This is a genomic window from Streptomyces atriruber (genome assembly GCF_001418325.1).
Classification (GTDB): Bacteria; Actinomycetota; Actinomycetes; order Streptomycetales; family Streptomycetaceae; genus Streptomyces; species Streptomyces atriruber.
Genome location: NZ_LIPN01000128.1, coordinates 56,727 through 80,104 on the forward strand (window position 1 = coordinate 56,727; position 23,378 = coordinate 80,104).

Sequence of the window (23,378 nt, forward strand, 5' to 3'; positions counted from 1 at the left end):
GGGGGAGGGGGTTCGACGGTGGACAGCACCGCGCACGGTGACATGAGCGATCAGGACCTCCTCGCCGCCCATGTCGCCGGTGACAAGGACGCCTTCGGCGAGCTGGTGCGGCGCCATCGCGACCGGCTGTGGGCCGTGGCGCTGCGCACCCTCGGGGACCGCGAGGAGGCGGCCGACGCGGTGCAGGACGCCCTGGTCTCCGCCTATCGCGCGGCACACACCTTCCGCGGGCAGTCCGCCGTGACGACCTGGCTGCACCGGATCACCGTGAACGCCTGCCTTGACCGGGCGCGCAAGGCGGCCTCCCGCAAGACCTCCCCCATCGACGACACGGAGCGCCTGGAGCAGCTCCTGGAGCCCGAGGAGTCCGCTGCCGCTCCGGTGGAGCGGGGCGACCTCCACCGCGAGCTGGTGGAGGCTCTGGGCACCCTCCCGCACGATCAGCGCGCGGCTCTCGTCCTCGTCGACATGCAGGGCTATCCGGTGGCCGAGGCCGCCCGCGTCCTCGACGTACCCACCGGCACGGTGAAGAGCCGCTGCGCCCGCGGCAGGGCCAGACTGCTGCCGCTCCTCACCCATCTACGGACGGGGCCGCCTCCGGGCGACGGGGACGGCAGCGAGGGAGAAAGCAGGAAACCCCGCTCAGGAAGGAACCGGACGCAGGGGACATCCGTCCCACCGGCAGCAGGGCCACGGGATACAGGACCAAGTGATTCAGCTGCCGTGAAGGGCGGAGGTGGGCGAGCGTGACAGACACGACCGACTCGGCCGGGCACCCGGACGTCGCTGAGATCTCGGATCTGACCGAGGGCCTGCTCTCCCCGTCACGCACGGGTGACGTGCGGCGGCACCTGGACAGCTGTGAGCTCTGCGCCGACGTCTACGCCTCCCTCGAGGAGATCCGCGGCATGCTCGGGACTCTGCCCGGTCCCCCGCGTATGCCGGACGACGTCGTCGGACGCATCGACGCGGCGCTGGCCGCCGAAGCGCTGCTGGACTCCACCGCCCCGGAAGGCCTGCATTCGGAGACCGAGGCGTCCGAGCCCGTGTCCGTCGCCTCGTCTTCGCCCGCCTCTTCGTCCGTCTCGGCTTCCCCAGCGACCTCTTCCTCGCCCTCCGCGGCACGTGTTTCACGTGAAACAACGCCTGCCCCTGCCTCCTCCGGGGCCGGTGACCGCCCTGCGGGCCATCCCCGCGCGGCCACGGGTCCGGGCCGCGGCAGCCGCCTGCGGGGCACGCGCAGGCGTACGGCGGTGCTCGGCGCTGTCTTCACCGCGGCTGCGATCGGTCTCGGCTCCCTGCTGATCCAGACCATGGGCGACGATTCCGGCGGGACGACGGAAACGGCCTCGGGTCGGCAGAGCCCCGCGAGCTCGTTCTCGGGCGAGAGGATCGAGGGTCGCGTCGCCGACCTCCTCAAGAAGAACGCCCCCAACGAGACCGGCGGGAAGTCGGACGCCTCGACGCCGTCCTTCGACACCCGCTCCAGCCCGGAGTCCCCCAAGAAGAACTCCCCGAAGACCGCGATCCGGGTAGAGGTGCCGGACTGCATTCAGCGCGGCATCGGTGACAGGACTCCGCTCGCCGCCGAAGAGGGTTCGTACGAGGGCAAGCACGCCTACCTCGTCGTGGTGCCCCATGACTCCGACAGCACCAAGGTGTCCGCCTACGTCGTCGACGCCGCCTGTGTGGGCAAGTCCTCGCCGCCCGCCGGCAAGGTCCTGATGACGCACGCCTACCCGCAGAGCTGACGCCTCGGTCTCTTTCCGGGACTCTTTCCCCGGGCTTTTTCCCATGCCGTTCCACGGACACTCAACGCTGCGGCCAGCGGTCTTGTGGTGCATGGCACCCCTCACCGCGAAACGCTTCCGTGTGCTCGGACACTGAGGGGAATGCACGCCCCGTAGGATCCGTTGGGTGGGGTGAGAGCCATGAGACAGGCACCCACCAGCAGTACGCAGCAGTCCCCAGAGACGAGGAATCAAGCCGTGACCGACGTCCGTAACGTGATCATCATCGGCTCCGGGCCCGCCGGCTACACGGCGGCGCTCTACACCGCACGCGCGTCGCTGAAGCCGCTGGTGTTCGAGGGCGCCGTCACCGCAGGCGGTGCGCTGATGAACACCACAGAGGTGGAGAACTTCCCCGGCTTCCAGGACGGTGTCATGGGCCCCGACCTCATGGACAACATGCGCGCCCAGGCCGAGCGCTTCGGCGCCGAGCTCGTGCCGGACGACATCGTCGCCGTCGACCTCAGCGGTGAGATCAAGACCGTGACGGACACCGCGGGCACCGTGCACCGCGCCAAGGCCGTCATCGTCACGACCGGCTCGCAGCACCGCAAGCTCGGCCTGCCGAACGAGGACGCCCTCTCCGGACGCGGTGTCTCCTGGTGCGCCACCTGCGACGGCTTCTTCTTCAAGGACCAGGACATCGCCGTGATCGGCGGCGGTGACACCGCGATGGAGGAGGCCACCTTCCTCTCGCGCTTCGCCAAGTCCGTGACCATCGTGCACCGTCGCGACAGCCTGCGCGCCTCCAAGGCGATGCAGGAGCGCGCCTTCGCCGACCCGAAGATCAAGTTCATCTGGGACAGCGAGGTCGCCGAGGTCAAGGGCGAGCAGAAGCTCTCCGGCCTGACGCTGCGCAACCTCAAGACGGGCGAGACGTCCGAGCTGCCGGTGACGGGTCTGTTCATCGCGATCGGCCACGACCCGCGCACGGAGCTCTTCAAGGGGCAGCTGGAGCTCGACGACGAGGGCTACCTGAAGGTCGACGCGCCCTCGACCCGGACGAACCTGACCGGTGTCTTCGGCGCCGGCGACGTCGTCGACCACACGTACCGTCAGGCGATCACGGCGGCCGGCACCGGCTGCTCCGCCGCTCTCGACGCCGAGCGCTTCCTCGCCGCCCTCACGGACAGCGAGACGGCGGCCGCCGCCACCGTCTGACACCTCTTCCCCCACCGCACCACCGAGTTAAAGGAGCCTTCCCGTGGCCGACCTGCAGAACGTGACCGACGCCTCCTTCGAGGAGGTCGTCCTCAAGAGCGACAAGCCCGTACTGGTGGACTTCTGGGCTGCCTGGTGCGGCCCGTGCCGCCAGATCGCCCCCTCCCTCGAGGCGATCGCGAAGGAGCACGGCGACAAGATCCAGGTCGTCAAGCTCAACATCGACGAGAACCCCGGCACCGCCGCCAAGTACGGCGTCATGTCGATCCCGACCCTGAACGTCTACCAGGGTGGCGAGGTCGCCAAGACCATTGTCGGTGCCAAGCCGAAGGCCGCCATCGAGAAGGACCTGGCGGACTTCATCGCCGAGTAATCAGTGGCGATGTTTCACGTGAAACACGAATGGACCAGCCCCGCGGGGGCTGGTCCATTCGCCGTTCGGGCGCCTGCTTCTCCACTCACAGCGGCCGGAGCGCCGGTTCCTTCTGCACCGCTCCCAGCAGACGGTCAAGCGCTAGCTCGACATCTTCCTTCCAGGAGAGCGTCGTACGCAGTTCGAGCCTGAGCCGCGGATAGGCGGGATGCGGGCGGACTGTCTTGAAGCCCACCGCCAGGAGATGCTCCGCGGGCAGCACGCACGCCGGCTTCTCCCACCTCGCGTCTCCGAAGGCCTCGATCGCCTTGAAGTTTCTGCGCAGCAGATCCTTGGCGACCGTCTGGACGATCACCCGGCCCAGCCCCTGCCCCTGATAGCCCGGCATGATCCAGGCCGTCATCAGCTGGACCGCGTCCGGCGACACCGGGCTCGTGGGAAAGGCCGTGGAGCGCGGAACGTACGCCGGAGGGGCGTAGAGCACGAAGCCCACCGGAACGTCGTCCACGTAGACGACACGGCCGCAGGAGCCCCACTCCAGGAGGACGGCGGAGATCCACGCCTCCTTCTCCAGCTCAGGAGTCCCGGCCTTTACCGCGGCCTGGCCGCTGACCGGGTCCAGCTCCCAGAAGACACACGCCCGGCAAGGCTTGGGGAGGTCCGGGAGGTTGTCCAGTGTGAGCGGTACGAGCCGACGCCCCATGAAGGCGGTTCCTCACTTCCGTCGCCCGCCGCGCTGCGGGCGGCTGTCAGCGCGCTGCGTTCCTTGAGCAGGCTGCCGACGAATCCGCCGACCACTCCCAACCCGAGGCCCGCGGTCATCAGTCCGGTGCGGCTCATCGTTCGCATGGCCCCCGCCTCCCCAATGAGGTGCCGTCAGGTGGATGCGCCATACCTGAACGCATCGTATCCACGATGAGATTGCATCGATACCGTAGGAAAGCAAAGAGCGGGCCGTGTTCCGGTACAGACCGGACACGGCCCGCTCTCGCGGTGCTGACCTGTGCGAATCAGGCCTTGCCGTCCTCGGAGGCGTCGCCGTCCGAGGTGTCCTCGGCCAGCCCGTTCTTCAGGACCGGACCCTCTCCCGGAGCCAGCGTGCTGAGGATGCGCTCCAGGTCTTCCAGAGAGGCGAAGTCAACGACGATCTTCCCCTTCTTCTGGCCCAGGTCCACCCTGACCCGCGTCTCGAACCGGTCCGAGAGCCGGGTCGCGAGGGTGCTCAGAGCCGGCGAGAGCCGGGCACCGGCACGCGGGCCCTTGGCCTTCGGCGCGCTCTGCGGCCGCGAACCCATGAGGGTCACGATCTCCTCGACGGCACGCACCGAGAGGCCCTCGGCCACGATCCTGTGCGCGAGCCGGTCCTGCTCCTCCGAGTCCTCGACGGAGAGCAGCGCCCGAGCGTGACCCGCGGAGAGAACTCCGGCGGCGACCCTGCGCTGCACGGCCGGCGAGAGCTTCAGCAGCCGCAGCGTGTTGGAGACCTGCGGACGGGACCGGCCGATGCGGTCCGCCAGCTGGTCGTGCGTGCAGTTGAAGTCCTTGAGCAGTTGGTCGTAGGCCGCGGCCTCTTCCAGAGGATTCAGCTGGGCCCGGTGCAGGTTCTCGAGAAGCGCGTCCAGGAGGAGCTTCTCGTCGTCCGTGGCCCGCACGATGGCGGGGATCCGCTCAAGGCCCGCCTCGCGGCACGCCCGCCAACGCCGCTCACCCATGATGAGTTCGTAGCGTGCGGGACCCAACTGCCGTACGACGACCGGCTGGAGAAGGCCGACCTCCTTGATGGAGGTCACCAGCTCGGCGAGGGCGTCCTCGTCGAACACCACACGGGGCTGCTGCGGGTTCGGCGTGATGACGTCGAGCGGCAGCTCGGCGAAGTGCGCGCCGGCCACGGTCTGACTCTCCGGCGCCTCCACGACCTGCTGGAGCGACTCCACCGTTTCATGTGAAACAGGGCTCTGCGGGAGCGCCGTCACCTTCGCGGCGGCCACGCCTCGCTCGGCGGTCAGTACCGGCACTGCCGAGGGAGAGGTCGAGCCTCCTCCCGAGCTCTGCTGGGGCTGCTTCTCCGTCGGGGCTGCAGGGATCAAGGCACCGAGGCCTCGACCCAGTCCTCTGCGTCGCTCGCTCACTGCATCCCCTCCGTCATGCTGTGCTGGTCGTTCTGAGCGCCCATGTGGGCGTGCTGGACGTCGTAGTGCACTCCGACCCCGCGCAGCGCGATCTCGCGTGCTGCTTCGAAGTAGGAGAGGGCACCACTGGATCCGGGGTCGTAGGTGAGGACCGTCTGTCCGTAACTCGGGGCTTCGGAGATGCGGACCGACCGCGGAATGCTCGTCCGCAGGACCTCTTCGCCGAAGTGGTTGCGCACCTCGTCCGCGACCTGCGAGGCGAGCCGGGTCCTGCCGTCGTACATGGTGAGCAGGATCGTCGACACATGCAGGTTCGGGTTGAGGTGTCCCCGCACCAGATCGACGTTGCGCAGCAGCTGGCCGAGTCCTTCCAGTGCGTAGTACTCGCACTGGATGGGGATCAGCACCTCCGCGCCGGCCACCAACGCATTGACCGTCAGGAGGCCCAGCGACGGCGGACAGTCGATGAGGATGTAGTCCAGCGGCTGCTCGTACGCCTGGATGGCTCGCTGCAGTCGGCTCTCCCGCGCCACGAGTGACACGAGCTCGATCTCCGCACCGGCGAGATCGATGGTGGCCGGGGCGCAGAAGAGACCCTCGACGTCGGTCACCGGCTGGACCACCTCGGAGAGCGGCTTGCTCTCGACCAGCACGTCGTAGATGGACGGGACTTCGGCGTGGTGGTCGATACCGAGAGCCGTGGAGGCGTTGCCCTGTGGGTCGAGGTCGATCACCAGGACACGGGCGCCGTGCAGAGCGAGTGAAGCGGCGAGATTGACGGTCGTCGTCGTCTTGCCCACTCCACCCTTCTGATTGGCGACCACCATGACGCGGGTCTGCTCGGGGCGAGGCAGACCCTCGCCTGCGCGGCCGAAGGCTTCCACTGCCAGTTGGGCAGCACGACCGATGGGTGTGTCGTCCATCGGGGTCGGTGTTTCACGTGAAACATCCTCCCCCGCCGACTCGGTACGGGGACCGGGGACCGGATCGGTCATCGGTCCCGCGATGTTGGCGTCGGACCGCAAGGATTCACTCTCCTCGACATCAGGCTCGCAATGAACAGAGCCTCCCATGCTTTGAGGGTCGTGAACCAGCGAGGCCCGGGCTTCTGTGGACGAATCCACCTCTGTGGACAACTCCGTGCCCTTATCGAGGGAACCGAGTGGTCGACGGTCGCGGGGTTCCGCAGCGCGGCCGCGACTGATGATGCCATGCAGCAGTGAGCGACGTTTCACGTGAAACACGATGCACGGCAGCCGGGGTGCCGCAGGTGCGACACCCCGGTATGGGTACGTTTGACAGGTTTTGTGGAGTACGGCTCGTCGTCAGGACGGATGAATGAAATCGGTTCGTGCTGCGCAGCAGCAGCCCCGTTCCGTGGGCTCAGCGGCGGCGTCGCGCGCGTCCGGCGCGAGCGGCCTTGGCCCGCTTCGCCGCGAAGCGCACACCGCCGGGGCTCTCCCCGACCTCGACCCGCACGACCGTGGACAGCGGGTCCACCACACCCTCACCGACGTGCAGCACAGACGTGTCCACCGCACCGAGCTTGCTCAGGGAGGCGCCTGCCGCCTTCACCTCTTCCTCGGCGGTGTCGCCCTTGAGGAGCAGCATCTCTCCGTACGGACGGAGCAGCGGGACGCCCCAGGCCGCCAGGCGGTCCAGCGGTGCGACGGCACGAGCGGTCACCACATGGACGGGCGGCAGCTTGCCGAGGACTTCCTCGGCGCGGCTCCGCACGACCGTCACGTGGTCGAGGCCGAGCAGCTCCACGACCTCGGTGAGGAAGTTCGTGCGCCGCAGCAGCGGCTCCAGGAGCGTGATCTTCAGGTCCGGGCGGACCAGCGCCAGCGGGATGCCCGGCAGCCCGGCACCGGAGCCGACATCGCACACCGTGACGTTCTCGGGCACGACCTCGGACAGCACGGCACAGTTCAGCAGATGCCGCTCCCAGAGCCGCGGCACTTCGCGAGGGCCGATCAGGCCTCGCTGGACTCCCGCGTCGGCCAACAGTTCCGCGTACCGGACCGCGTCCGGGAAGCGATCGCCGAATACCGTCCGGGCCTCTTCCGGCGCCGGGGGGAGCTCCGCTGCCTCCGTCACGGGGACCGTCCTTCCGTACCGCACTGGGGTGGCTGTCTATCAGGCTGACAAAGATCGGCCCCGCCTGCGAACAGACGGGGCCGGTTGACGCTCGCTGTGCCGATCAGGCGGGGAGTACGACGACGAAGCGCTGCGGCTCCTCGCCCTCGGACTCACTGCGCAGACCGGCGGCCTTGACCGCGTCGTGCACGACCTTGCGCTCGAACGGCGTCATCGGCTTGAGCTTGGCCGGTTCGCCGGAGCTCTTCACCTCGGCCGCGGCCTTGGCGCCCAGCTCCGAGAGCTCCTCGCGCTTCTTGGCACGGTAGCCCGCGATGTCCAGCATCAGGCGGCTGCGGTCACCGGTCTCACGGTGCACGGCCAGGCGCGTGAGCTCCTGGAGCGCCTCCAGGACCTCGCCGTCGCGGCCGACCAGCTTCTGCAGGTCGCGGCTGCCGCTGTCGCTGATGATCGAGACAGCAGCGCGGTCGGCCTCGACGTCCATGTCGATGTCGCCGTCGAGGTCGGCGATGTCGAGCAGACCCTCGAGGTAGTCCGCCGCGATCTCGCCCTCCTGCTCAAGGCGGGTCAGGGTGTCGCCGGCCTCAGCTGCGGCGGAGGTGGTGGTGCCTTCCGTCACTGGATGGGCTCCTTCTACTTCTTGGAAGACGGGTGCTTGGGCCGCTGCTGGCCCTTGCGCTGCTGACCCGACTTTGCTCGGCTGCGCTGACCGGAGCCGGGCTGGTTGCCCTGCTTGTTGCCGCCGGCCTGCTTGGTCTTGGGGGAGTCGTCCGCGGGCTCGGCCGCGGTCTTCTCCAACGAGGGCTTCGCATCGGAGGGCCCGTCCGCCTTGGCGGCATCGGCGTCGCCCTGGGCGGCACCGGCCGCTCCCTGCGCGGCGCCGGACTGACGCTTGGCCTTGCTCTGGCGCTTGGGCTGCTGGCGCTTCGGGCCACCTGCCGGGGTGCCGTCCTCGGTCTCGGTGAGGACCGTCGTGTCGCTCTCGGCCACGGTGCCGTCGGCCTGGGCCGCGAGGCCCGCCTTGGTCAGACCGTTGATGAACTTCCGCTCGAACTCGTTGCGGTCCCGGCCCTTGGCGACGATCGCCTTGATGACGTTCGTGTTGCCGCGCCCGCGCACCTTCTTGTGGTGCGTGATCTGCTTCTGCAGGCGCTCCAGGAACGCGGCCTGGGCCTTGGAGCCCGGAGTCGGGTTCCTGCGGATCACGAACATCTGCTGGCCCATGGTCCACACGTTGGTGGTCAGCCAGTAGACGAGAACACCGACGGGGAAGTTGATACCGAAGACGGCGAACATGATCGGGAAGACGTACATCAGCATCTTCTGCTGCTGCATGAAGGGCGTCTTGACCGTGGTGTCGACGTTCTTCGTCATCAGCTGGCGCTGCGTGAAGAACTGCGAGGCCGACATCAGGACGATCATGACCGCGGTGACGACGCGGACGTCCGTCAGCGTGGCGCCGAGGGAGGCGACCTTGTCAGCGCTGTCCGTGAACTTCGCGGCCAGCGGGGCACCGACGATGTGTGCCTTCCGCGCGCTCTCGAGGAGCGGGCCGTCGATGACGCCGATCTCCTTGCCCGTCGCGATGCCGTTGAGCACGTGGTACAGGGCGAAGAAGAACGGCGACTGCGCCAGGATGGGAAGGCACGAGGAGAGCGGGTTCGTACCCGACTCCTTGTACAGCTTCATCATCTCTTCGGACTGGCGCTGCTTGTCGCTCTTGTAGCGCTCCTGGATCTTCTTCATCTCGGGCTGCAGCGTCTGCATCGCCCGAGTGGCCTTGATCTGCTTCACGAAGAGCGGGATCAGGCAGATCCGGATCAGGATCACCAGGGACACGATGGACAGGCCCCAGGCCCAGCCCGTGTCGGGACCGAAGATCTTCCCGTACACCGAGTGGAACTGGACGATGACCCACGAAACTGGTGTCGTGATAAAGCTGAAGAGACTGGCAATCGTGTCCACTAATCAGGCTCCTTGAGCATGGGACGGGGTCTCGGTCTCGGCGGCCGTGCCCGGGGGAAGATCCCCGGTCGGCTCGCTTGCGGCGGAGGGCCCGCCCTTGCGTTCGCGCCAGGAAGCGCGCAGCATCTCGTGCCACCGCGGACGCTTGCGCGGCGGAACATGGTCGACACCACCGAGCGACCACGGATTGCACCGCAGGATGCGCCAGGCCGTGAGCGCCGTTCCCTTGATCGCACCGTGTCGGTCGATGGCCAGGTAGCCGTATCGGGAACACGACGGGTAGTACTTGCACACTGGGCCCAGGAGTGGACTGATCGTCCACTGGTAGAGCTTGATCAGAGCCAGCAGCGGGTACTTCATCGCGCGCCCCCTCCCAGCAACCGCTGCAAGGCGGCGTCCAGGTCTCGGGCCAGCTGTGCATGGTCGGCGTCACCCGCTCCGGGTAGCGCTCGTACTACTACCAGGCTACCGGGGGGCACCAGGGCCAGCCGGTCGCGCATGAGGTGACGGAGTCTGCGCTTCACGGTGTTGCGTATGACCGCTCCACCCACGGCCTTGCTGACGACGAAACCCGCACGTGTCGGGGGAGGGCTCTCCCCTGGCACGTGCGGGTCCGTTGCACCGCTACGTAGATGGACGACGAGAAGCGGGCGTCCGGCCCGGCGTCCTCGGCGTACCGCGGTCGCGAAGTCTTCGCGCCGCCTCAGCCGATGCTCGGTAGGCAGCACGACGTCATGACCTGACTGAAATCAGGCGGACAGGCTGGCGCGACCCTTGCCACGACGGTTCGCGAGAATCGCGCGGCCGGCACGGGTGCGCATCCGCAGGCGGAAGCCGTGGGTCTTGGCGCGACGACGGTTGTTCGGCTGGAAGGTGCGCTTGCTCACTCGGGGGCTCCAGAAATGATTCGGTGGTGGCGGGACATCGCCTGGCTGTCACCGTGCGCCCACGAGAAGCTCGCGAATACGCACCGAGTGCACCGCTTCACAATCACAGATCGTGATCTTTGCCCATCGGAGGCAGGCGGCAGCAGCCATCGACAACTCGACCTGGTCACGGTACGCGGGGCTACGCCATCCGGTCAAACCGACCGCGATGGAGAGACACTGTGCACAGCCTGTGGACAACAACTTGAACCGCACCCGTCGCCCTGACTACCGTGACTGGACTCCGATTCGTTCCCTTCCTTCTCCCCATACCGATTTCCGTCCCATGAACCACACGTTCGTGGGACCCCGTGAGAGAGCGTGCCCTGTGGCTGACGTACCTGCCGATCTTGCCGCAGTGTGGCCACGAGTTCTGGAACATCTGCTGGGTGAGGGCCGCGGGCAGGGCGTCGAGGCGAAGGACGAGCGGTGGCTCCGGAGCTGCCAGCCCCTGGCTCTCGTCGCGGACACCGCGCTGCTGGCCGTGCCGAACGAATTCGCCAAGGGCGTACTGGAAGGCCGTCTCGCGCCGGTGGTCAGCGAGAGCCTTAGCCGCGAGTGCGGCCGCCCGATCCGCATCGCCATCACGGTGGACGACTCCGTGGGCGAACCCGCGGGCCCGCCGGCGCCCCCGGTCCAGCAGCAGTCCGCTCCGCAGCAGCCGCCCCACCAGCACCGCTACGAAGAGCCCGAGCTGCCGCCCGCCTCGGGCCATGGACGCGACGCGTACGAGAGCTACGGACGCCGCTCCTCGGACGACCACCAGGGCGGCTCCCGGCCCGACCAGATGCCGACCGCACGCCCGGCCTACCCGGACTACCAGCGCCCGTCCCCCGGCGCCTGGCCGCAGCCCCAGGACGACTACGGCTGGCAGCAGCAGCGGCTCGGCTTCCCCGAGCGCGACCCGTACGCGAACCCGGTCCAGCAGCCGCAGCACGACTACCGATCGCAGCCGCCGCAGGAGCGCTCGCCGTACGAGCAGCAGCGCTCAGAGCCGCAGGACCGGCGCGAGCGCCACGACATGTCCGATCAGCACGGCGGCCCCCGGGGCGGCGGGCACGGCGGCCACGGCGTGCACCGGGGCGGCCCGGTCGGCCCCACCTCGTCGAGCGGCGCCCCCGGCCCGCTGGCCGCGCAGCCGGCGCCCGCGACGGGCCCGGGCGAGCCCACCGCGCGCCTCAACCCGAAGTACCTCTTCGACACCTTCGTCATCGGTGCGTCGAACCGTTTCGCCCACGCGGCCGCGGTCGCCGTCGCCGAGGCGCCGGCGAAGGCGTACAACCCGCTCTTCATCTACGGGGAGTCGGGTCTCGGCAAGACGCACCTGCTGCACGCGATCGGGCACTACGCCCGCAGCCTCTATCCCGGCACGCGCGTGCGGTACGTGAGCTCGGAGGAGTTCACCAACGAGTTCATCAACTCCATCCGCGACGGCAAGGGCGACAGCTTCCGCAAGCGCTACCGCGAGATGGACATCCTGCTCGTCGACGACATCCAGTTCCTCGCGGACAAGGAGTCGACGCAGGAGGAGTTCTTCCACACCTTCAATACGCTCCACAACGCGAACAAGCAGATCGTGCTCTCCAGCGACCGGCCGCCCAAGCAGCTGGTCACTCTGGAGGACCGGCTGCGCAACCGCTTCGAGTGGGGACTGATCACCGACGTCCAGCCGCCCGAGCTGGAGACGCGTATCGCCATCCTTCGTAAGAAGGCGGTGCAGGAGCAGCTCAACGCGCCTCCGGAGGTGCTCGAGTTCATCGCGTCGCGCATCTCGCGGAACATCCGTGAGCTGGAGGGCGCGCTGATCCGGGTCACCGCCTTCGCGTCGCTCAATCGGCAGCCGGTCGACCTGGGACTCACCGAGATCGTCCTCAAGGACCTGATTCCGGGCGGTGAGGACGCGTCTCCGGAGATCACCGCGCCGGCCATCATGGCGGCCACCGCCGACTACTTCGGTCTCACGGTGGACGACCTGTGCGGATCCTCGCGCAGCCGGGTCCTGGTGACGGCCCGACAGATCGCCATGTATCTGTGCAGGGAGCTGACCGACCTCTCCCTGCCGAAGATCGGCGCGCAGTTCGGCGGCCGCGACCACACGACCGTCATGCACGCGGACCGCAAGATCCGCGCGCTGATGGCAGAGCGCCGCTCCATCTACAACCAGGTAACCGAGCTCACCAACCGCATCAAGAACGGCTGACAGCCTCCGTAGAACGTCGTCGAAGGCGCTCCAGGACTCCTCCTGGAGCGCTTTTTTCGTGTCGGCACGCGCGCGTGCGGCTCGCCGCTGTTCGATTACCCCTGCTCAGGCGGCTGTTCTCCACAGATTGGGCGACTTTTTCCCTTCCACACCCTGGGGACTGGGAAGTTGTCCAGACACTGTCCACAGGGGACCCTGCTGAGAGATCATCAGGCCAGGTCAGACGACTGTGGATTCGTGGACGAAGACTCTCCACAGGCTGTGGAGAAAAATCTCGTCCACAGGCTGTGCATGAAGTTGTCCACCGGCAACCCACAGGCTGCGGCTCGTTGTCCCCAGCTTTCCCCAGCTTCTCCACACGGCCGTCCACTGTTCGGCAACGCAACGCGCCCTCTCACCGGGTCGAGTGAAAGGCGTCACACCAAGGAGGTCGGTTGGCCTGTGGGGAAGCTGGGTAAAGCTGGGGACAGCGCTGGGGAGAAGTCGCCCCTGCCTGTGCATCGGGTGTGCAGAACTTTCGCCCGTCCACAGAAACGCCTGGTTGTCCACGGGTGCCACCCACAGGGTCAGTGGATAAAAAACCGGGCCTGACCAGCGCTTTCGCGGTTATCCACGGTTTCCACAGCCCCTACTACTACTCCCAACTAGAGAGACCGGGGAAATGGTTTCGAAGTTGGGGCTGTGCACAACTCTCGCTCCGGAGCTCCGACACCGCTCGGCACGACTTGACCCCGACAGGCACCGACTGTCAGTGCGGTGCGTCAGACTGGTCCCCGGTGTCCTTCCCACGGCATGGCTGAGAGACACCGAGTCAGACGACGAGGGCCACAGGCCCAGCGGGCGAGAGCAGCCAGCAACAGCAGGAGGCGGCTTAGGTGAAGATCCGGGTTGAACGCGACGTACTCGCGGAGGCGGTGGCCTGGGCTGCGCGCAGCCTCCCGGCCCGGCCGCCAGCGCCCGTCCTCGCGGGCCTGCTGCTGAAGGCCGAGGAAGGCGCACTGAGCCTGTCGAGCTTCGACTACGAGGTCTCGGCGCGCGTCTCGGTGGACGCGGAGGTCGACGAGGAAGGCACGGTCCTCGTATCGGGCCGTCTGCTCGCGGACATCTGCCGCGCCCTCCCCAACCGCCCGGTGGAGATCTCCACAGACGGTGTACGGGCGACGGTGGTCTGCGGCTCCTCGCGGTTCACACTCCACACGCTTCCTGTGGAGGAGTACCCCGCGCTGCCGCAGATGCCGACCGCCACGGGCACCGTCCCCGGTGAGGTCTTCGCCTCCGCCGCCGCCCAGGTGGCCATCGCCGCGGGCCGCGACGACACGCTGCCCGTGCTGACCGGTGTGCGCATCGAGATCGAGGGCGACACGGTCACCCTGGCCTCCACCGACCGCTACCGCTTCGCGGTCCGTGAGTTCCTGTGGAAGCCGGAGAACCCCGAGGCGTCCGCGGTGGCCCTGGTGCCCGCCAAGACGCTCCTGGACACCGCCAAGGCGCTCACGAGCGGTGACACGGTCACCCTGGCGCTCTCCGGTTCCGGTGCGGGCGAGGGCCTGATCGGTTTCGAGGGTGCCGGGCGGCGTACGACGACGCGTCTGCTCGAGGGCGACCTGCCGAAGTACAAGACGCTCTTCCCCACGGAGTTCAACTCGATCGCGGTCATCGAGACCGCCCCGTTCGTCGAGGCCGTGAAGCGCGTGGCCCTGGTGGCCGAGCGGAACACTCCGGTCCGGCTCAGCTTCGAGCAGGGCGTGCTGATCCTGGAGGCGGGCTCCAGCGACGACGCACAGGCTGTGGAGAGGGTCGACGCCCAGCTCGACGGCGACGACGTCTCGATCGCCTTCAACCCGACGTTCCTGCTCGACGGCCTCAGCGCGATCGACTCGCCGGTCGCCCAGCTGTCGTTCACGACGTCGACGAAGCCCGCTCTGCTGAGCGGCAGGCCGGCCGTGGACGCCGAGGCGGACGAGGCCTACAAGTACCTGATCATGCCCGTACGTCTGAGCGGCTGAGCCCACAGGTGTGTGCGTGCGTCCGGGCGTAGGCTCGGACGCAGGTACGAAAGTGCCGTAACGCCACCTCGCTAGTGAAGGAACCTCTGATGGAGCTCGGTCTCGTCGGCCTCGGCAAGATGGGCGGCAACATGCGCGAGCGCATCCGCCGCGCAGGTCACACCGTCATCGGATACGACCGCAACCCGGATCTCGCGGACGTCCCCAGCCTCGAAGCGCTCGTGGGCAAGCTCAAGGGCCCGCGCGTGGTGTGGGTGATGGTCCCGGCGGGGGCCGCGACCCAGGCCACCATCGACGAGCTGGGCGAGCTGCTGCAGCCCGGCGACATCGTCGTGGACGGCGGCAACTCCCGCTGGACGGACGACGAGAAGCACGCCGAGGAGCTGAAGGCCAAGGGCATCGGCTTCGTCGACTGCGGCGTCTCCGGCGGCGTCTGGGGCCTGCAGAACGGCTACGCGCTGATGTACGGCGGCGACAAGGACGACGTCGCCAAGGTGCAGCCCATCTTCGACGCGCTGAAGCCCGAGGGCGACTTCGGCTCCGTCCACGCGGGCAAGGTCGGCGCCGGTCACTTCGCGAAGATGGTCCACAACGGCATCGAGTACGCGATGATGCAGGCCTACGCCGAGGGCTGGGAGCTCCTGGAGAAGGTCGACTCGGTCACGGACGTCCGTGAGGTCTTCCGCTCCTGGCAGGAGGGCACGGTCATCCGTTCCTGGCTGCTCGACCTCGCGGTCAACGCCCTGGACGACGACGAGCACCTGGAGAAGCTGCGCGGCTTCGCGCAGGACTCCGGAGAGGGCCGGTGGACGGTCGAGGCGGCCATCGACAACGCCGTGCCGCTGCCCGCGATCACGGCCTCGCTCTTCGCGCGGTTCGCCTCGCGCCAGGACGACTCCCCGCAGATGAAGATGATCGCCGCGCTGCGCAACCAGTTCGGTGGCCACGCCGTGGAGTCCAAGAGCGAGCACTGATCCACAGCCTGTGCGCAACCCCAGCCGTTGTGCACGGGCCTCAGTAAGAGAAGTAGGCCGGGGGAGGTCGGCGCACACCATGCACGTCACGCATCTGTCGCTGGCCGACTTCCGCTCGTACGCCCGGGTCGAGGTCCCTCTCGATCCGGGCGTCACCGCGTTCGTGGGCCCGAACGGCCAGGGCAAGACCAATCTCGTCGAAGCCGTCGGCTATCTCGCCACGCTCGGCAGCCACCGGGTCTCTTCGGACGCCCCGCTGGTGCGCATGGGTGCCGAGCGCGCCGTCATCAGGGCCCAGGTCCGCCAGGGCGAGCGCCAGCAGCTGGTCGAGCTCGAGCTCAATCCCGGCAAGGCCAACCGCGCCCGCATCAACAGGTCCTCGCAGGTCAGGCCCCGTGACGTGCTGGGGATCGTCCGTACGGTCCTGTTCGCGCCCGAGGACCTCGCGCTGATCAAGGGCGACCCCGGTGAGCGGCGTCGCTTCCTCGACGAGCTGATCACCGCGCGCTCCCCGCGCATGGCCGGGGTCCGCTCCGACTACGACCGGGTCCTGAAGCAGCGCAACACCCTCCTGAAGTCGGCCGCCCTCGCCCGGCGCCACGGCGGACGCTCCATGGACCTGTCCACCCTCGACGTCTGGGACCAGCACCTCGCGCGCGCGGGGGCCGAGCTGCTCGCCCAGCGGCTCGACCTGATCTCGGCGCTGCAGCCGCTGGCCGACAAGGCGTACGAACAGCTGGCACCCGGCGGCGGACCGGTCTCCCTGGAGTACAAGCCGTCGGCGCCCGGCGACGGGCACACGCGCGAAGACCTCTACGAACAGCTGACCGCCGCCCTCGAAGAGGCCCGCAAGCAGGAGATCGAGCGAGGCGTCACCCTGGTCGGCCCGCACCGCGACGACCTGCTGCTCAAGCTGGGCCAGCTCCCCGCGAAGGGGTACGCGAGCCACGGCGAGTCCTGGTCGTACGCCCTTGCGCTGCGCCTCGCCTCGTACGACCTGCTCAGGGCCGAGGGCAACGAACCGGTGCTGGTCCTCGACGACGTCTTCGCGGAGCTGGACGCCCGCCGCAGGGAACGGCTCGCGGAGCTGGTGGCCCCCGGCGAGCAGGTGCTCGTCACCGCCGCCGTGGACGACGACGTGCCGGGCGTTCTCACCGGCACGCGGTACAAGGTGTCGGACGGCGCGGTGGACCGCGTATGAGCTCCGAAGAGCCTGCCGAGGGCGCCTTTGCGGACGGATCCTCCGGAACCCCGAACACGCCCGCTCCCAAGACCCCCGAGCCCTCCGGCGTCGACCTCGCCAGGGTCGCCCTGCGGGCGGCGAAGGAACAGGCACGCGCGCGTGGCGATGCCGCGCAGCAGAAGAAGCAGGCCCGGCGCGGCGGGCTGCGGTCCGGCGCGCGCGCCGACGGACGCGATCCGCTGACGCTCGGCTCCGCGATCAACCGCCTGATCACCGAGCGCGGCTGGGAGACGCCCGCCGCGGTGGGCGGTGTGATGGGGCGCTGGCCGCAGATCGTCGGCGACGACCTGGCCAACCACTGCGTCCCCCAGCGGTACGACGAGGACGAGCGCGTCCTGACCGTGCAGTGCGACTCGACGGCATGGGCCACCCAGCTGCGCCTCATGGCCCCACAGCTGGTCGCACGCCTCAACGAGGACCTGGGCCACGGCACCGTACGCCTCATCAAGGTGCACGGTCCCGGAGGCCCCGCGCGCCGCTTCGGACCCCTGCGCGCACCCGGCAGCACGGGCCCCGGCGACACCTACGGCTGAGGCCCTCGGCGACGGTAGCTGGGGGTTGACCTCCCGAAGCGCTGAGTGCCGCTGTGAGCCTCTTAGAGCCCCGGGCCGCATATGGGGAGTCGGGCGAGGCCGGTTCAGGACGGCACATGCGGACTCAGGTACCGGCAAACCCCCATCACTGTCAGCGCTACCGGTAGACTGGAAGCTAATCCCGCCCCACTTGTGGGACGCACCGAGCAACGCTGACTATCGCTGAACGACGCAGCCGCTCCGGCCACTGCCGGGTGCTTGGCTTGTGCTGTGCCAGAAAGGGCGCTTCGTGGCCGATTCCGGCAACCCCAACGAGAACATCCCGTCCACCGAGGCCGTGGCAGGAACCGCCGAGGCCGCAGCCACGGCGTACGACGCCAGCGCGATTACCGTCCTCGAGGGTCTGGACGCGGTTCGCAAGCGACCTGGCATGTACATCGGCTCGACCGGTGAGCGTGGCCTGCACCACCTGGTGCAGGAGGTCGTCGACAACTCCGTCGACGAGGCCCTGGCCGGTCACGCGGACACGATCGACGTCACGATCCTCGCCGACGGCGGCGTGCGCGTGATCGACAACGGCCGAGGCATCCCGGTCGGCATGCACCCCGTGGAGAAGAAGCCGGCCGTCGAGGTCGTGCTCACCGTGCTGCACGCGGGCGGCAAGTTCGGCGGCGGCGGCTACGCGGTCTCCGGTGGTCTGCACGGCGTCGGTGTCTCCGTGGTGAACGCCCTGTCGACCAAGCTGGCCGTCGAGGTCAAGACCGACGGCTACCGCTGGACGCAGGACTACAAGAGCGGCGCCCCGACCGCACCGCTCGAGCGGCACGAAGCCACCGAGGAGACCGGCACCTCGGTCACCTTCTGGGCCGACGGCGACATCTTCGAGACCACCGTGTACTCCTTCGAGACGCTGGCACGGCGTTTCCAGGAGATGGCGTTCCTCAACAAGGGTTTGACGATCAAACTCACTGATGAGCGCGAGTCGGCGAAGGCGACGGCGGGTGCGGACTCGGCCGAGGCGACCGACGACGCGGCCCCCGAGGCCCGCACGGTGACGTACCACTACGAAGGCGGCATCGTCGACTTCGTGAAGTACCTCAACTCCCGCAAGGGCGAGGTCATTCACCCGACCGTCATCGACGTCGAGGCCGAGGACAAGGAGCGCATGCTCTCGGCCGAGATCGCGATGCAGTGGAACTCGCAGTACACCGAGGGTGTCTACTCCTTCGCGAACACCATCCACACGCACGAGGGCGGTACGCACGAAGAGGGCTTCAGGGCCGCGCTGACGGGCCTGGTCAACCGCTACGCGCGCGACAAGAAGCTGCTCCGCGAGAAGGACGACAACCTCACGGGTGAGGACATCCGCGAGGGTCTGACCGCGATCATCTCGGTGAAGCTGGGCGAGCCCCAGTTCGAGGGCCAGACCAAGACCAAGCTGGGCAACACGGAGGCGAAGACCTTCGTCCAGAAGGTCGTGCACGAGCACCTCACGGACTGGTTCGACCGGAACCCCAACGAGGCCGCGGACATCATCCGCAAGGGCATCCAGGCCGCCACCGCGCGCGTGGCCGCCCGCAAGGCGCGCGACCTGACCCGCCGCAAGGGCCTCCTGGAGACGGCGTCCCTGCCGGGCAAGCTCTCGGACTGCCAGTCGAACGACCCGACGAAGTGCGAGATCTTCATCGTCGAGGGTGACTCCGCCGGTGGTTCGGCGAAGTCCGGCCGCGACCCGATGTACCAGGCGATCCTGCCCATCCGAGGCAAGATCCTGAACGTCGAGAAGGCGCGCGTCGACAAGATCCTGCACAACCAGGAAGTCCAGGCGCTGATCTCGGCCTTCGGCACGGGTGTGCACGAGGACTTCGACATCGAGAAGCTCCGCTATCACAAGATCATCCTGATGGCGGACGCCGACGTCGACGGCCAGCACATCAACACGCTGCTCCTGACCTTCCTGTTCCGCTTCATGCGGCCGCTGGTCGAGGCCGGGCACGTCTACCTCTCGCGCCCGCCGCTCTACAAGATCAAGTGGACGCGGGACGACTTCCAGTACGCGTACTCGGACCGCGAGCGCGACGCCCTGGTGGAGCTCGGCCGCCAGGCCGGCAAGCGCATCAAGGACGACTCGGTCCAGCGCTTCAAGGGTCTCGGCGAGATGAACGCCGAGGAGCTCCGCGTCACCACGATGGACCAGGAACACCGCGTGCTCGGCCAGGTCACCCTGGACGACGCGGCACAGGCCGACGACCTCTTCTCGGTGCTGATGGGAGAGGACGTCGAGGCACGGCGCTCGTTCATCCAGCGCAATGCCAAGGACGTTCGTTTCCTCGACATCTGAGTCGGCCCGTACAAGCCGCACCTCGAAAGGACTTTGACCAGCAATGGCCGACGAGAACACCCCTGTGACGCCCGAAGAGGAACCCGCCGTGCCCGGCGTGGGCATGCGTGTCGAGCCCGTCGGGCTCGAGACGGAGATGCAGCGCTCCTACCTCGACTACGCGATGTCCGTCATCGTGTCCCGCGCGCTGCCCGACGTGCGCGACGGCCTGAAGCCCGTGCACCGCCGCGTCCTGTATGCGATGTACGACGGCGGCTACCGCCCCGAGAAGGGCTTCTACAAGTGCGCCCGCGTCGTCGGCGACGTCATGGGTACGTACCACCCGCACGGCGACTCCTCCATCTACGACGCCCTGGTGCGCCTCGCCCAGCCGTGGTCGATGCGGATGCCGCTGGTGGACTCCAACGGCAACTTCGGCTCCCCGGGCAACGACCCGGCGGCCGCCATGCGGTACACCGAGTGCAAGATGGCGCCGCTGGCCATGGAGATGGTCCGTGACATCGACGAGGACACCGTCGACTTCACGGACAACTACGACGGCCGTAACCAGGAGCCGACGGTCCTCCCGGCGCGCTTCCCGAACCTGCTGATCAACGGCTCCGCGGGCATCGCGGTCGGCATGGCCACCAACATCCCGCCGCACAACCTTCGCGAGGTCGCGGCGGGCGCGCAGTGGGCCCTGGAGCACCCGGAGGCCTCGCACGAGGAGCTCCTCGACGCCCTCATCGAGCGCATCAAGGGCCCCGACTTCCCGACCGGTGCCCTGGTCGTGGGCCGCAAGGGCATCGAGGAGGCGTACCGCACGGGCCGTGGCTCCATCACGATGCGCGCGGTCGTCGCGGTCGAGGAGATCCAGAACCGCCAGTGCCTGGTCGTCACCGAGCTGCCGTACCAGACCAACCCGGACAACCTCGCGCAGAAGATCGCCGACCTGGTCAAGGACGGCAAGGTCGGTGGCATCGCCGACGTCCGCGACGAGTCGTCCTCGCGCACCGGCCAGCGTCTCGTCATCGTCCTGAAGCGTGACGCGGTCGCCAAGGTCGTGCTGAACAACCTCTACAAGCACACCGATCTGCAGTCGAACTTCAGCGCCAACATGCTGGCCCTGGTCGACGGCGTGCCGCGCACCCTCTCGCTGGACGCGTTCATCCGGCACTGGGTGACGCACCAGGTCGAGGTCATCGTCCGGCGGACGAAGTTCCGGCTGCGCAAGGCCGAGGAGCGTGCGCACATCCTGCGTGGCCTCCTCAAGGCCCTGGACGCCATCGACGAGGTCATCGCGCTCATCCGCGGCAGCCAGACCGTCGACATCGCGCGCGAGGGCCTGATGGGCCTCCTCTCGATCGACGAGATCCAGGCCAACGCCATCCTCGAGATGCAGCTGCGCCGCCTCGCGGCCCTGGAGCGCCAGAAGATCGTCGCGGAGCACGACGAACTCCAGGCGAAGATCAACGAGTACAACGCGATCCTGGCCTCGCCCGAGAAGCAGCGCCAGATCATCAGCGAAGAGCTCGCGGCGATCGTCGACAAGTTCGGCGAGGACCGTCGTTCCGCCCTGGTGCCCTTCGACGGCGACATGTCCATGGAGGACCTGATCGCCGAAGAGGACATCGTCGTCACCATCACGCGCGGTGGCTACATCAAGCGCACCAAGACCGAGGACTACCGCTCGCAGAAGCGCGGCGGCAAGGGCGTGCGCGGCACGAAGCTGAAGCAGGACGACATTGTCGACCACTTCTTCGTGTCGACGACGCACCACTGGCTGCTGTTCTTCACCAACAAGGGCCGTGTCTACCGCGCCAAGGCGTACGAGCTCCCCGACGCCGGACGCGACGCCCGCGGCCAGCACGTCGCGAACCTCCTCGCCTTCCAGCCGGACGAGCAGATCGCCGAGATCCTCGCGATCCGTGACTACGAAGCAGTGCCCTACCTGGTGCTCGCCACCAAGGGCGGCCTGGTCAAGAAGACCCCCCTGAAGGACTACGACTCGCCTCGCTCCGGTGGCGTCATCGCCATCAACCTCCGCGAGACGGACGACGGTTCGGACGACGAGCTGATCGGCGCCGAGCTGGTCTCCTCCGAGGACGACCTGCTGCTCATCAGCAAGAAGGCCCAGTCGATCAGGTTCACCGCAACGGACGACGCGCTGCGCCCGATGGGCCGCGCCACTTCGGGCGTCAAGGGAATGAGTTTCCGCGACGGCGACGAACTGCTCTCGATGAATGTCGTTCGCCCGGGTACGTTCGTGTTCACCGCCACCGACGGTGGGTACGCAAAGCGAACCAACGTCGACGAGTACCGCGTTCAGGGTCGCGGTGGCCTCGGCATCAAGGCCGCCAAGATCGTGGAGGACCGCGGCGAGCTCGTCGGCGCCCTGGTGGTCGAGGAGACCGACGAGATCCTCGCCATCACGCTGTCCGGCGGTGTGATTCGTACGCGAGTCAACGAGGTCAGGGAGACGGGCCGTGACACCATGGGCGTCCAACTGATCAACCTGGGCAAGCGCGATGCCGTCGTCGGTATCGCGCGTAACGCCGAGGCCGGGCGCGAGGCCGAGGAAGTCGACGGAGACATCGTCGTCGACGAATCGGACGTCGCGGAGCCGACCACCGGTACGGACGAGGGCGTGGACTCCTCGGCCGAGTAGCGCGAGGAGTGAGTCATCGTGAGCGGAGCCACGGGCGCCGGGGCGAATCGGACCGGCACTACCGGCACGGACGGTGCCCGTGGCTCCGCCACTGATGAACACGGATCAGATGAGTCTCATGGATCCCAGGGGGGGACTGTGACGGACACCCGAGGGCCAGGGACTTCTGGTCAGTACGACACCTCGTACGCGGCGGGCAAGGGCAAGCAGAGCGGCGGGGCGCTGCCCGGGGAGCGGCAGCCCCAGCAGCAGTCGTCCCAGCCGTACCACCCGCCGCAGGCGTATCAGCAGGGCAACCAGACGGGCTCGGTGCGCCGGCCGCGGACCGGGGCGCGCACGACCCCGCGCACGCGCAAGGCGCGCCTGCGCGTGGCCAAGGCCGACCCGTGGTCGGTGATGAAGGTCAGCTTCCTGCTCTCCATCGCGCTCGGCATCTGCACGATCGTCGCGGCGGCCGTCCTGTGGATGGTCATGGACGCGATGGGCGTCTTCTCCACGGTCGGCGGCACGATCTCCGAGGCGACGGGCTCGAACGAGTCCAACGGCTTCGACCTGCAGTCCTTCCTGTCGCTGCCGCGCGTCTTGATGTTCACGTCGATCATCGCGGTCATCGACGTCGTCCTGGCGACCGCTCTGGCGACGCTGGGCGCCTTCATCTACAACCTCTCCGCGGGCTTCGTGGGCGGCGTCGAGCTGACCCTGGCCGAGGACGAATAGTCCTCGCTCCCCCGCGCGCGGGTATCGATTTTGGGACTGGCCCCCAGGTGCGCTAATCTTCAGAGGTCAGCGCGCGGGACACCGCAGCGCGGCGGGGCTATAGCTCAGTTGGTTAGAGCGCATCCCTGATAAGGATGAGGCCACAGGTTCAAATCCTGTTAGCCCCACCAGCACAGAACCCCCAATCGGTCACCGGTTGGGGGTTCTGGCGTTCCTGGCGTTCCTGGAGAGGGTGTGGGTTCTTCCGGGGCCCGGGTGTGGGGGTGCGGGAGG

The 23,378-nt window shown here is 68.2% G+C and carries 21 protein-coding genes and 1 tRNA gene; 13 read left to right on the forward strand and 9 right to left on the reverse strand.

What is annotated here, in order from left to right; all coding sequences use genetic code 11:
- The first annotated feature begins 18 nt into the window (after window positions 1–18).
- From sigM to trxA, 4 genes are all read left to right on the forward strand, one after another.
- Window positions 19–750, forward strand: coding sequence for an RNA polymerase sigma factor SigM (sigM, locus tag AOK03_RS15295; RefSeq protein WP_079074730.1), 732 nt, complete (start codon window positions 19–21; stop codon window positions 748–750).
- On the forward strand, window positions 747–1,751 hold the full coding sequence (locus AOK03_RS15300; protein WP_055565800.1) for an anti-sigma factor family protein: 1,005 nt from the start codon (window positions 747–749) through the stop codon (window positions 1,749–1,751). Before sigM ends, AOK03_RS15300 begins: the two co-directional genes overlap by 4 nt.
- 237 nt (window positions 1,752–1,988) lie before the next feature.
- On the forward strand, window positions 1,989–2,951 hold the full coding sequence (trxB, locus tag AOK03_RS15305) for a thioredoxin-disulfide reductase (RefSeq protein ID WP_055565801.1): 963 nt from the start codon (window positions 1,989–1,991) through the stop codon (window positions 2,949–2,951).
- Between the two features lie 43 nt (window positions 2,952–2,994).
- Entirely contained in the window at window positions 2,995–3,324 is a 330-nt protein-coding gene (trxA, locus tag AOK03_RS15310) for a thioredoxin (protein ID WP_055565802.1), read from the forward strand.
- 85 nt (window positions 3,325–3,409) lie between these two features.
- Here the strand turns inward: trxA and AOK03_RS15315 are convergent, their stop codons facing one another.
- From AOK03_RS15315 to rpmH, 9 genes are all read right to left on the reverse strand, one after another.
- Window positions 3,410–4,027, reverse strand: coding sequence for a GNAT family N-acetyltransferase (locus AOK03_RS15315; protein ID WP_055565803.1), 618 nt, complete (start codon window positions 4,025–4,027; stop codon window positions 3,410–3,412).
- Between the two features lie 307 nt (window positions 4,028–4,334).
- Window positions 4,335–5,453, reverse strand: coding sequence for a ParB/RepB/Spo0J family partition protein (locus AOK03_RS15320; RefSeq protein WP_079074731.1), 1,119 nt, complete (start codon window positions 5,451–5,453; stop codon window positions 4,335–4,337).
- Window positions 5,450–6,526 carry a ParA family protein gene (locus AOK03_RS15325; RefSeq protein ID WP_079074732.1) on the reverse strand — a complete coding sequence of 359 codons (1,077 nt, stop codon included), beginning with the start codon at window positions 6,524–6,526 and terminating at the stop codon, window positions 5,450–5,452. The genes AOK03_RS15320 and AOK03_RS15325 overlap by 4 nt, the downstream gene beginning before the upstream one ends.
- 310 nt (window positions 6,527–6,836) lie before the next feature.
- Window positions 6,837–7,553: a 16S rRNA (guanine(527)-N(7))-methyltransferase RsmG gene (gene rsmG, locus AOK03_RS15330; RefSeq protein ID WP_055565805.1), complete on the reverse strand. Its 717-nt coding sequence runs from the start codon at window positions 7,551–7,553 to the stop codon at window positions 6,837–6,839.
- A gap of 103 nt (window positions 7,554–7,656) precedes the next feature.
- A complete protein-coding gene (locus tag AOK03_RS15335; protein ID WP_055565806.1) occupies window positions 7,657–8,172 on the reverse strand; it encodes a Jag family protein in 516 nt (171 codons plus the stop codon).
- Between the two features lie 14 nt (window positions 8,173–8,186).
- Window positions 8,187–9,518 carry a membrane protein insertase YidC gene (gene yidC, locus AOK03_RS15340; protein WP_055565807.1) on the reverse strand — a complete coding sequence of 444 codons (1,332 nt, stop codon included), beginning with the start codon at window positions 9,516–9,518 and terminating at the stop codon, window positions 8,187–8,189.
- Between the two features lie 3 nt (window positions 9,519–9,521).
- Window positions 9,522–9,878 (reverse strand): membrane protein insertion efficiency factor YidD, encoded by a 357-nt coding sequence (yidD, locus tag AOK03_RS15345; protein ID WP_055565808.1) that lies wholly within the window; start codon window positions 9,876–9,878, stop codon window positions 9,522–9,524.
- The gene (gene rnpA, locus AOK03_RS40870; protein WP_079074733.1) at window positions 9,875–10,246 is read right to left on the reverse strand and encodes a ribonuclease P protein component; all 372 of its coding nucleotides are present in this window, start codon (window positions 10,244–10,246) and stop codon (window positions 9,875–9,877) included. Before rnpA ends, yidD begins: the two co-directional genes overlap by 4 nt.
- A gap of 21 nt (window positions 10,247–10,267) precedes the next feature.
- Complete coding sequence (gene rpmH / locus AOK03_RS15350; protein WP_006381191.1) at window positions 10,268–10,405, reverse strand: 50S ribosomal protein L34; 138 nt, start codon at window positions 10,403–10,405, stop codon at window positions 10,268–10,270.
- 367 nt (window positions 10,406–10,772) lie between these two features.
- Between rpmH and dnaA the strand changes: the two genes are divergently transcribed.
- From dnaA to AOK03_RS15395, 9 genes are all read left to right on the forward strand, one after another.
- Complete coding sequence (gene dnaA / locus AOK03_RS15355) at window positions 10,773–12,644, forward strand: chromosomal replication initiator protein DnaA (RefSeq protein WP_055565809.1); 1,872 nt, start codon at window positions 10,773–10,775, stop codon at window positions 12,642–12,644.
- A gap of 875 nt (window positions 12,645–13,519) precedes the next feature.
- Window positions 13,520–14,650, forward strand: a complete 1,131-nt coding sequence (gene dnaN, locus AOK03_RS15360) for a DNA polymerase III subunit beta (RefSeq protein WP_055565810.1) — start codon at window positions 13,520–13,522, stop codon at window positions 14,648–14,650.
- Between the two features lie 89 nt (window positions 14,651–14,739).
- A complete protein-coding gene (gnd, locus tag AOK03_RS15365) occupies window positions 14,740–15,624 on the forward strand; it encodes a phosphogluconate dehydrogenase (NAD(+)-dependent, decarboxylating) (protein ID WP_055565811.1) in 885 nt (294 codons plus the stop codon).
- Between the two features lie 79 nt (window positions 15,625–15,703).
- The gene (recF, locus tag AOK03_RS15370; protein WP_055565812.1) at window positions 15,704–16,825 is read left to right on the forward strand and encodes a DNA replication/repair protein RecF; all 1,122 of its coding nucleotides are present in this window, start codon (window positions 15,704–15,706) and stop codon (window positions 16,823–16,825) included.
- Window positions 16,822–17,400 (forward strand): DciA family protein, encoded by a 579-nt coding sequence (locus tag AOK03_RS15375; protein ID WP_055565813.1) that lies wholly within the window; start codon window positions 16,822–16,824, stop codon window positions 17,398–17,400. The genes recF and AOK03_RS15375 overlap by 4 nt, the downstream gene beginning before the upstream one ends.
- A 265-nt stretch (window positions 17,401–17,665) precedes the next feature.
- Window positions 17,666–19,741 carry a DNA topoisomerase (ATP-hydrolyzing) subunit B gene (gene gyrB / locus AOK03_RS15380; RefSeq protein WP_055565814.1) on the forward strand — a complete coding sequence of 692 codons (2,076 nt, stop codon included), beginning with the start codon at window positions 17,666–17,668 and terminating at the stop codon, window positions 19,739–19,741.
- 43 nt (window positions 19,742–19,784) lie between these two features.
- Complete coding sequence (gene gyrA / locus AOK03_RS15385) at window positions 19,785–22,388, forward strand: DNA gyrase subunit A (protein WP_055565815.1); 2,604 nt, start codon at window positions 19,785–19,787, stop codon at window positions 22,386–22,388.
- Between the two features lie 18 nt (window positions 22,389–22,406).
- A complete protein-coding gene (locus tag AOK03_RS15390; protein ID WP_079074735.1) occupies window positions 22,407–23,105 on the forward strand; it encodes a DUF3566 domain-containing protein in 699 nt (232 codons plus the stop codon).
- A gap of 93 nt (window positions 23,106–23,198) precedes the next feature.
- Window positions 23,199–23,275, forward strand: a tRNA-Ile gene (locus tag AOK03_RS15395).
- The last annotated feature ends 103 nt before the right edge of the window (window positions 23,276–23,378 follow it).

Bases quoted from the DNA above. Each gene is read 5' to 3' on its own strand.
- recF (WP_055565812.1), top strand. From the start codon at position 15,704: ATGCACGTCACGCATCTGTCGCTGGCCGACTTCCGCTCGTACGCCCGG.
- AOK03_RS15375 (WP_055565813.1), top strand. From the start codon at position 16,822: ATGAGCTCCGAAGAGCCTGCCGAGGGCGCCTTTGCGGACGGATCCTCC.
- AOK03_RS15325 (WP_079074732.1), bottom strand. From the start codon at position 6,526: ATGGGAGGCTCTGTTCATTGCGAGCCTGATGTCGAGGAGAGTGAATCC.
- gyrA (WP_055565815.1), top strand. From the start codon at position 19,785: ATGGCCGACGAGAACACCCCTGTGACGCCCGAAGAGGAACCCGCCGTG.
- gnd (WP_055565811.1), top strand. From the start codon at position 14,740: ATGGAGCTCGGTCTCGTCGGCCTCGGCAAGATGGGCGGCAACATGCGC.
- yidD (WP_055565808.1), bottom strand. From the start codon at position 9,878: ATGAAGTACCCGCTGCTGGCTCTGATCAAGCTCTACCAGTGGACGATC.
- AOK03_RS15315 (WP_055565803.1), bottom strand. From the start codon at position 4,027: ATGGGGCGTCGGCTCGTACCGCTCACACTGGACAACCTCCCGGACCTC.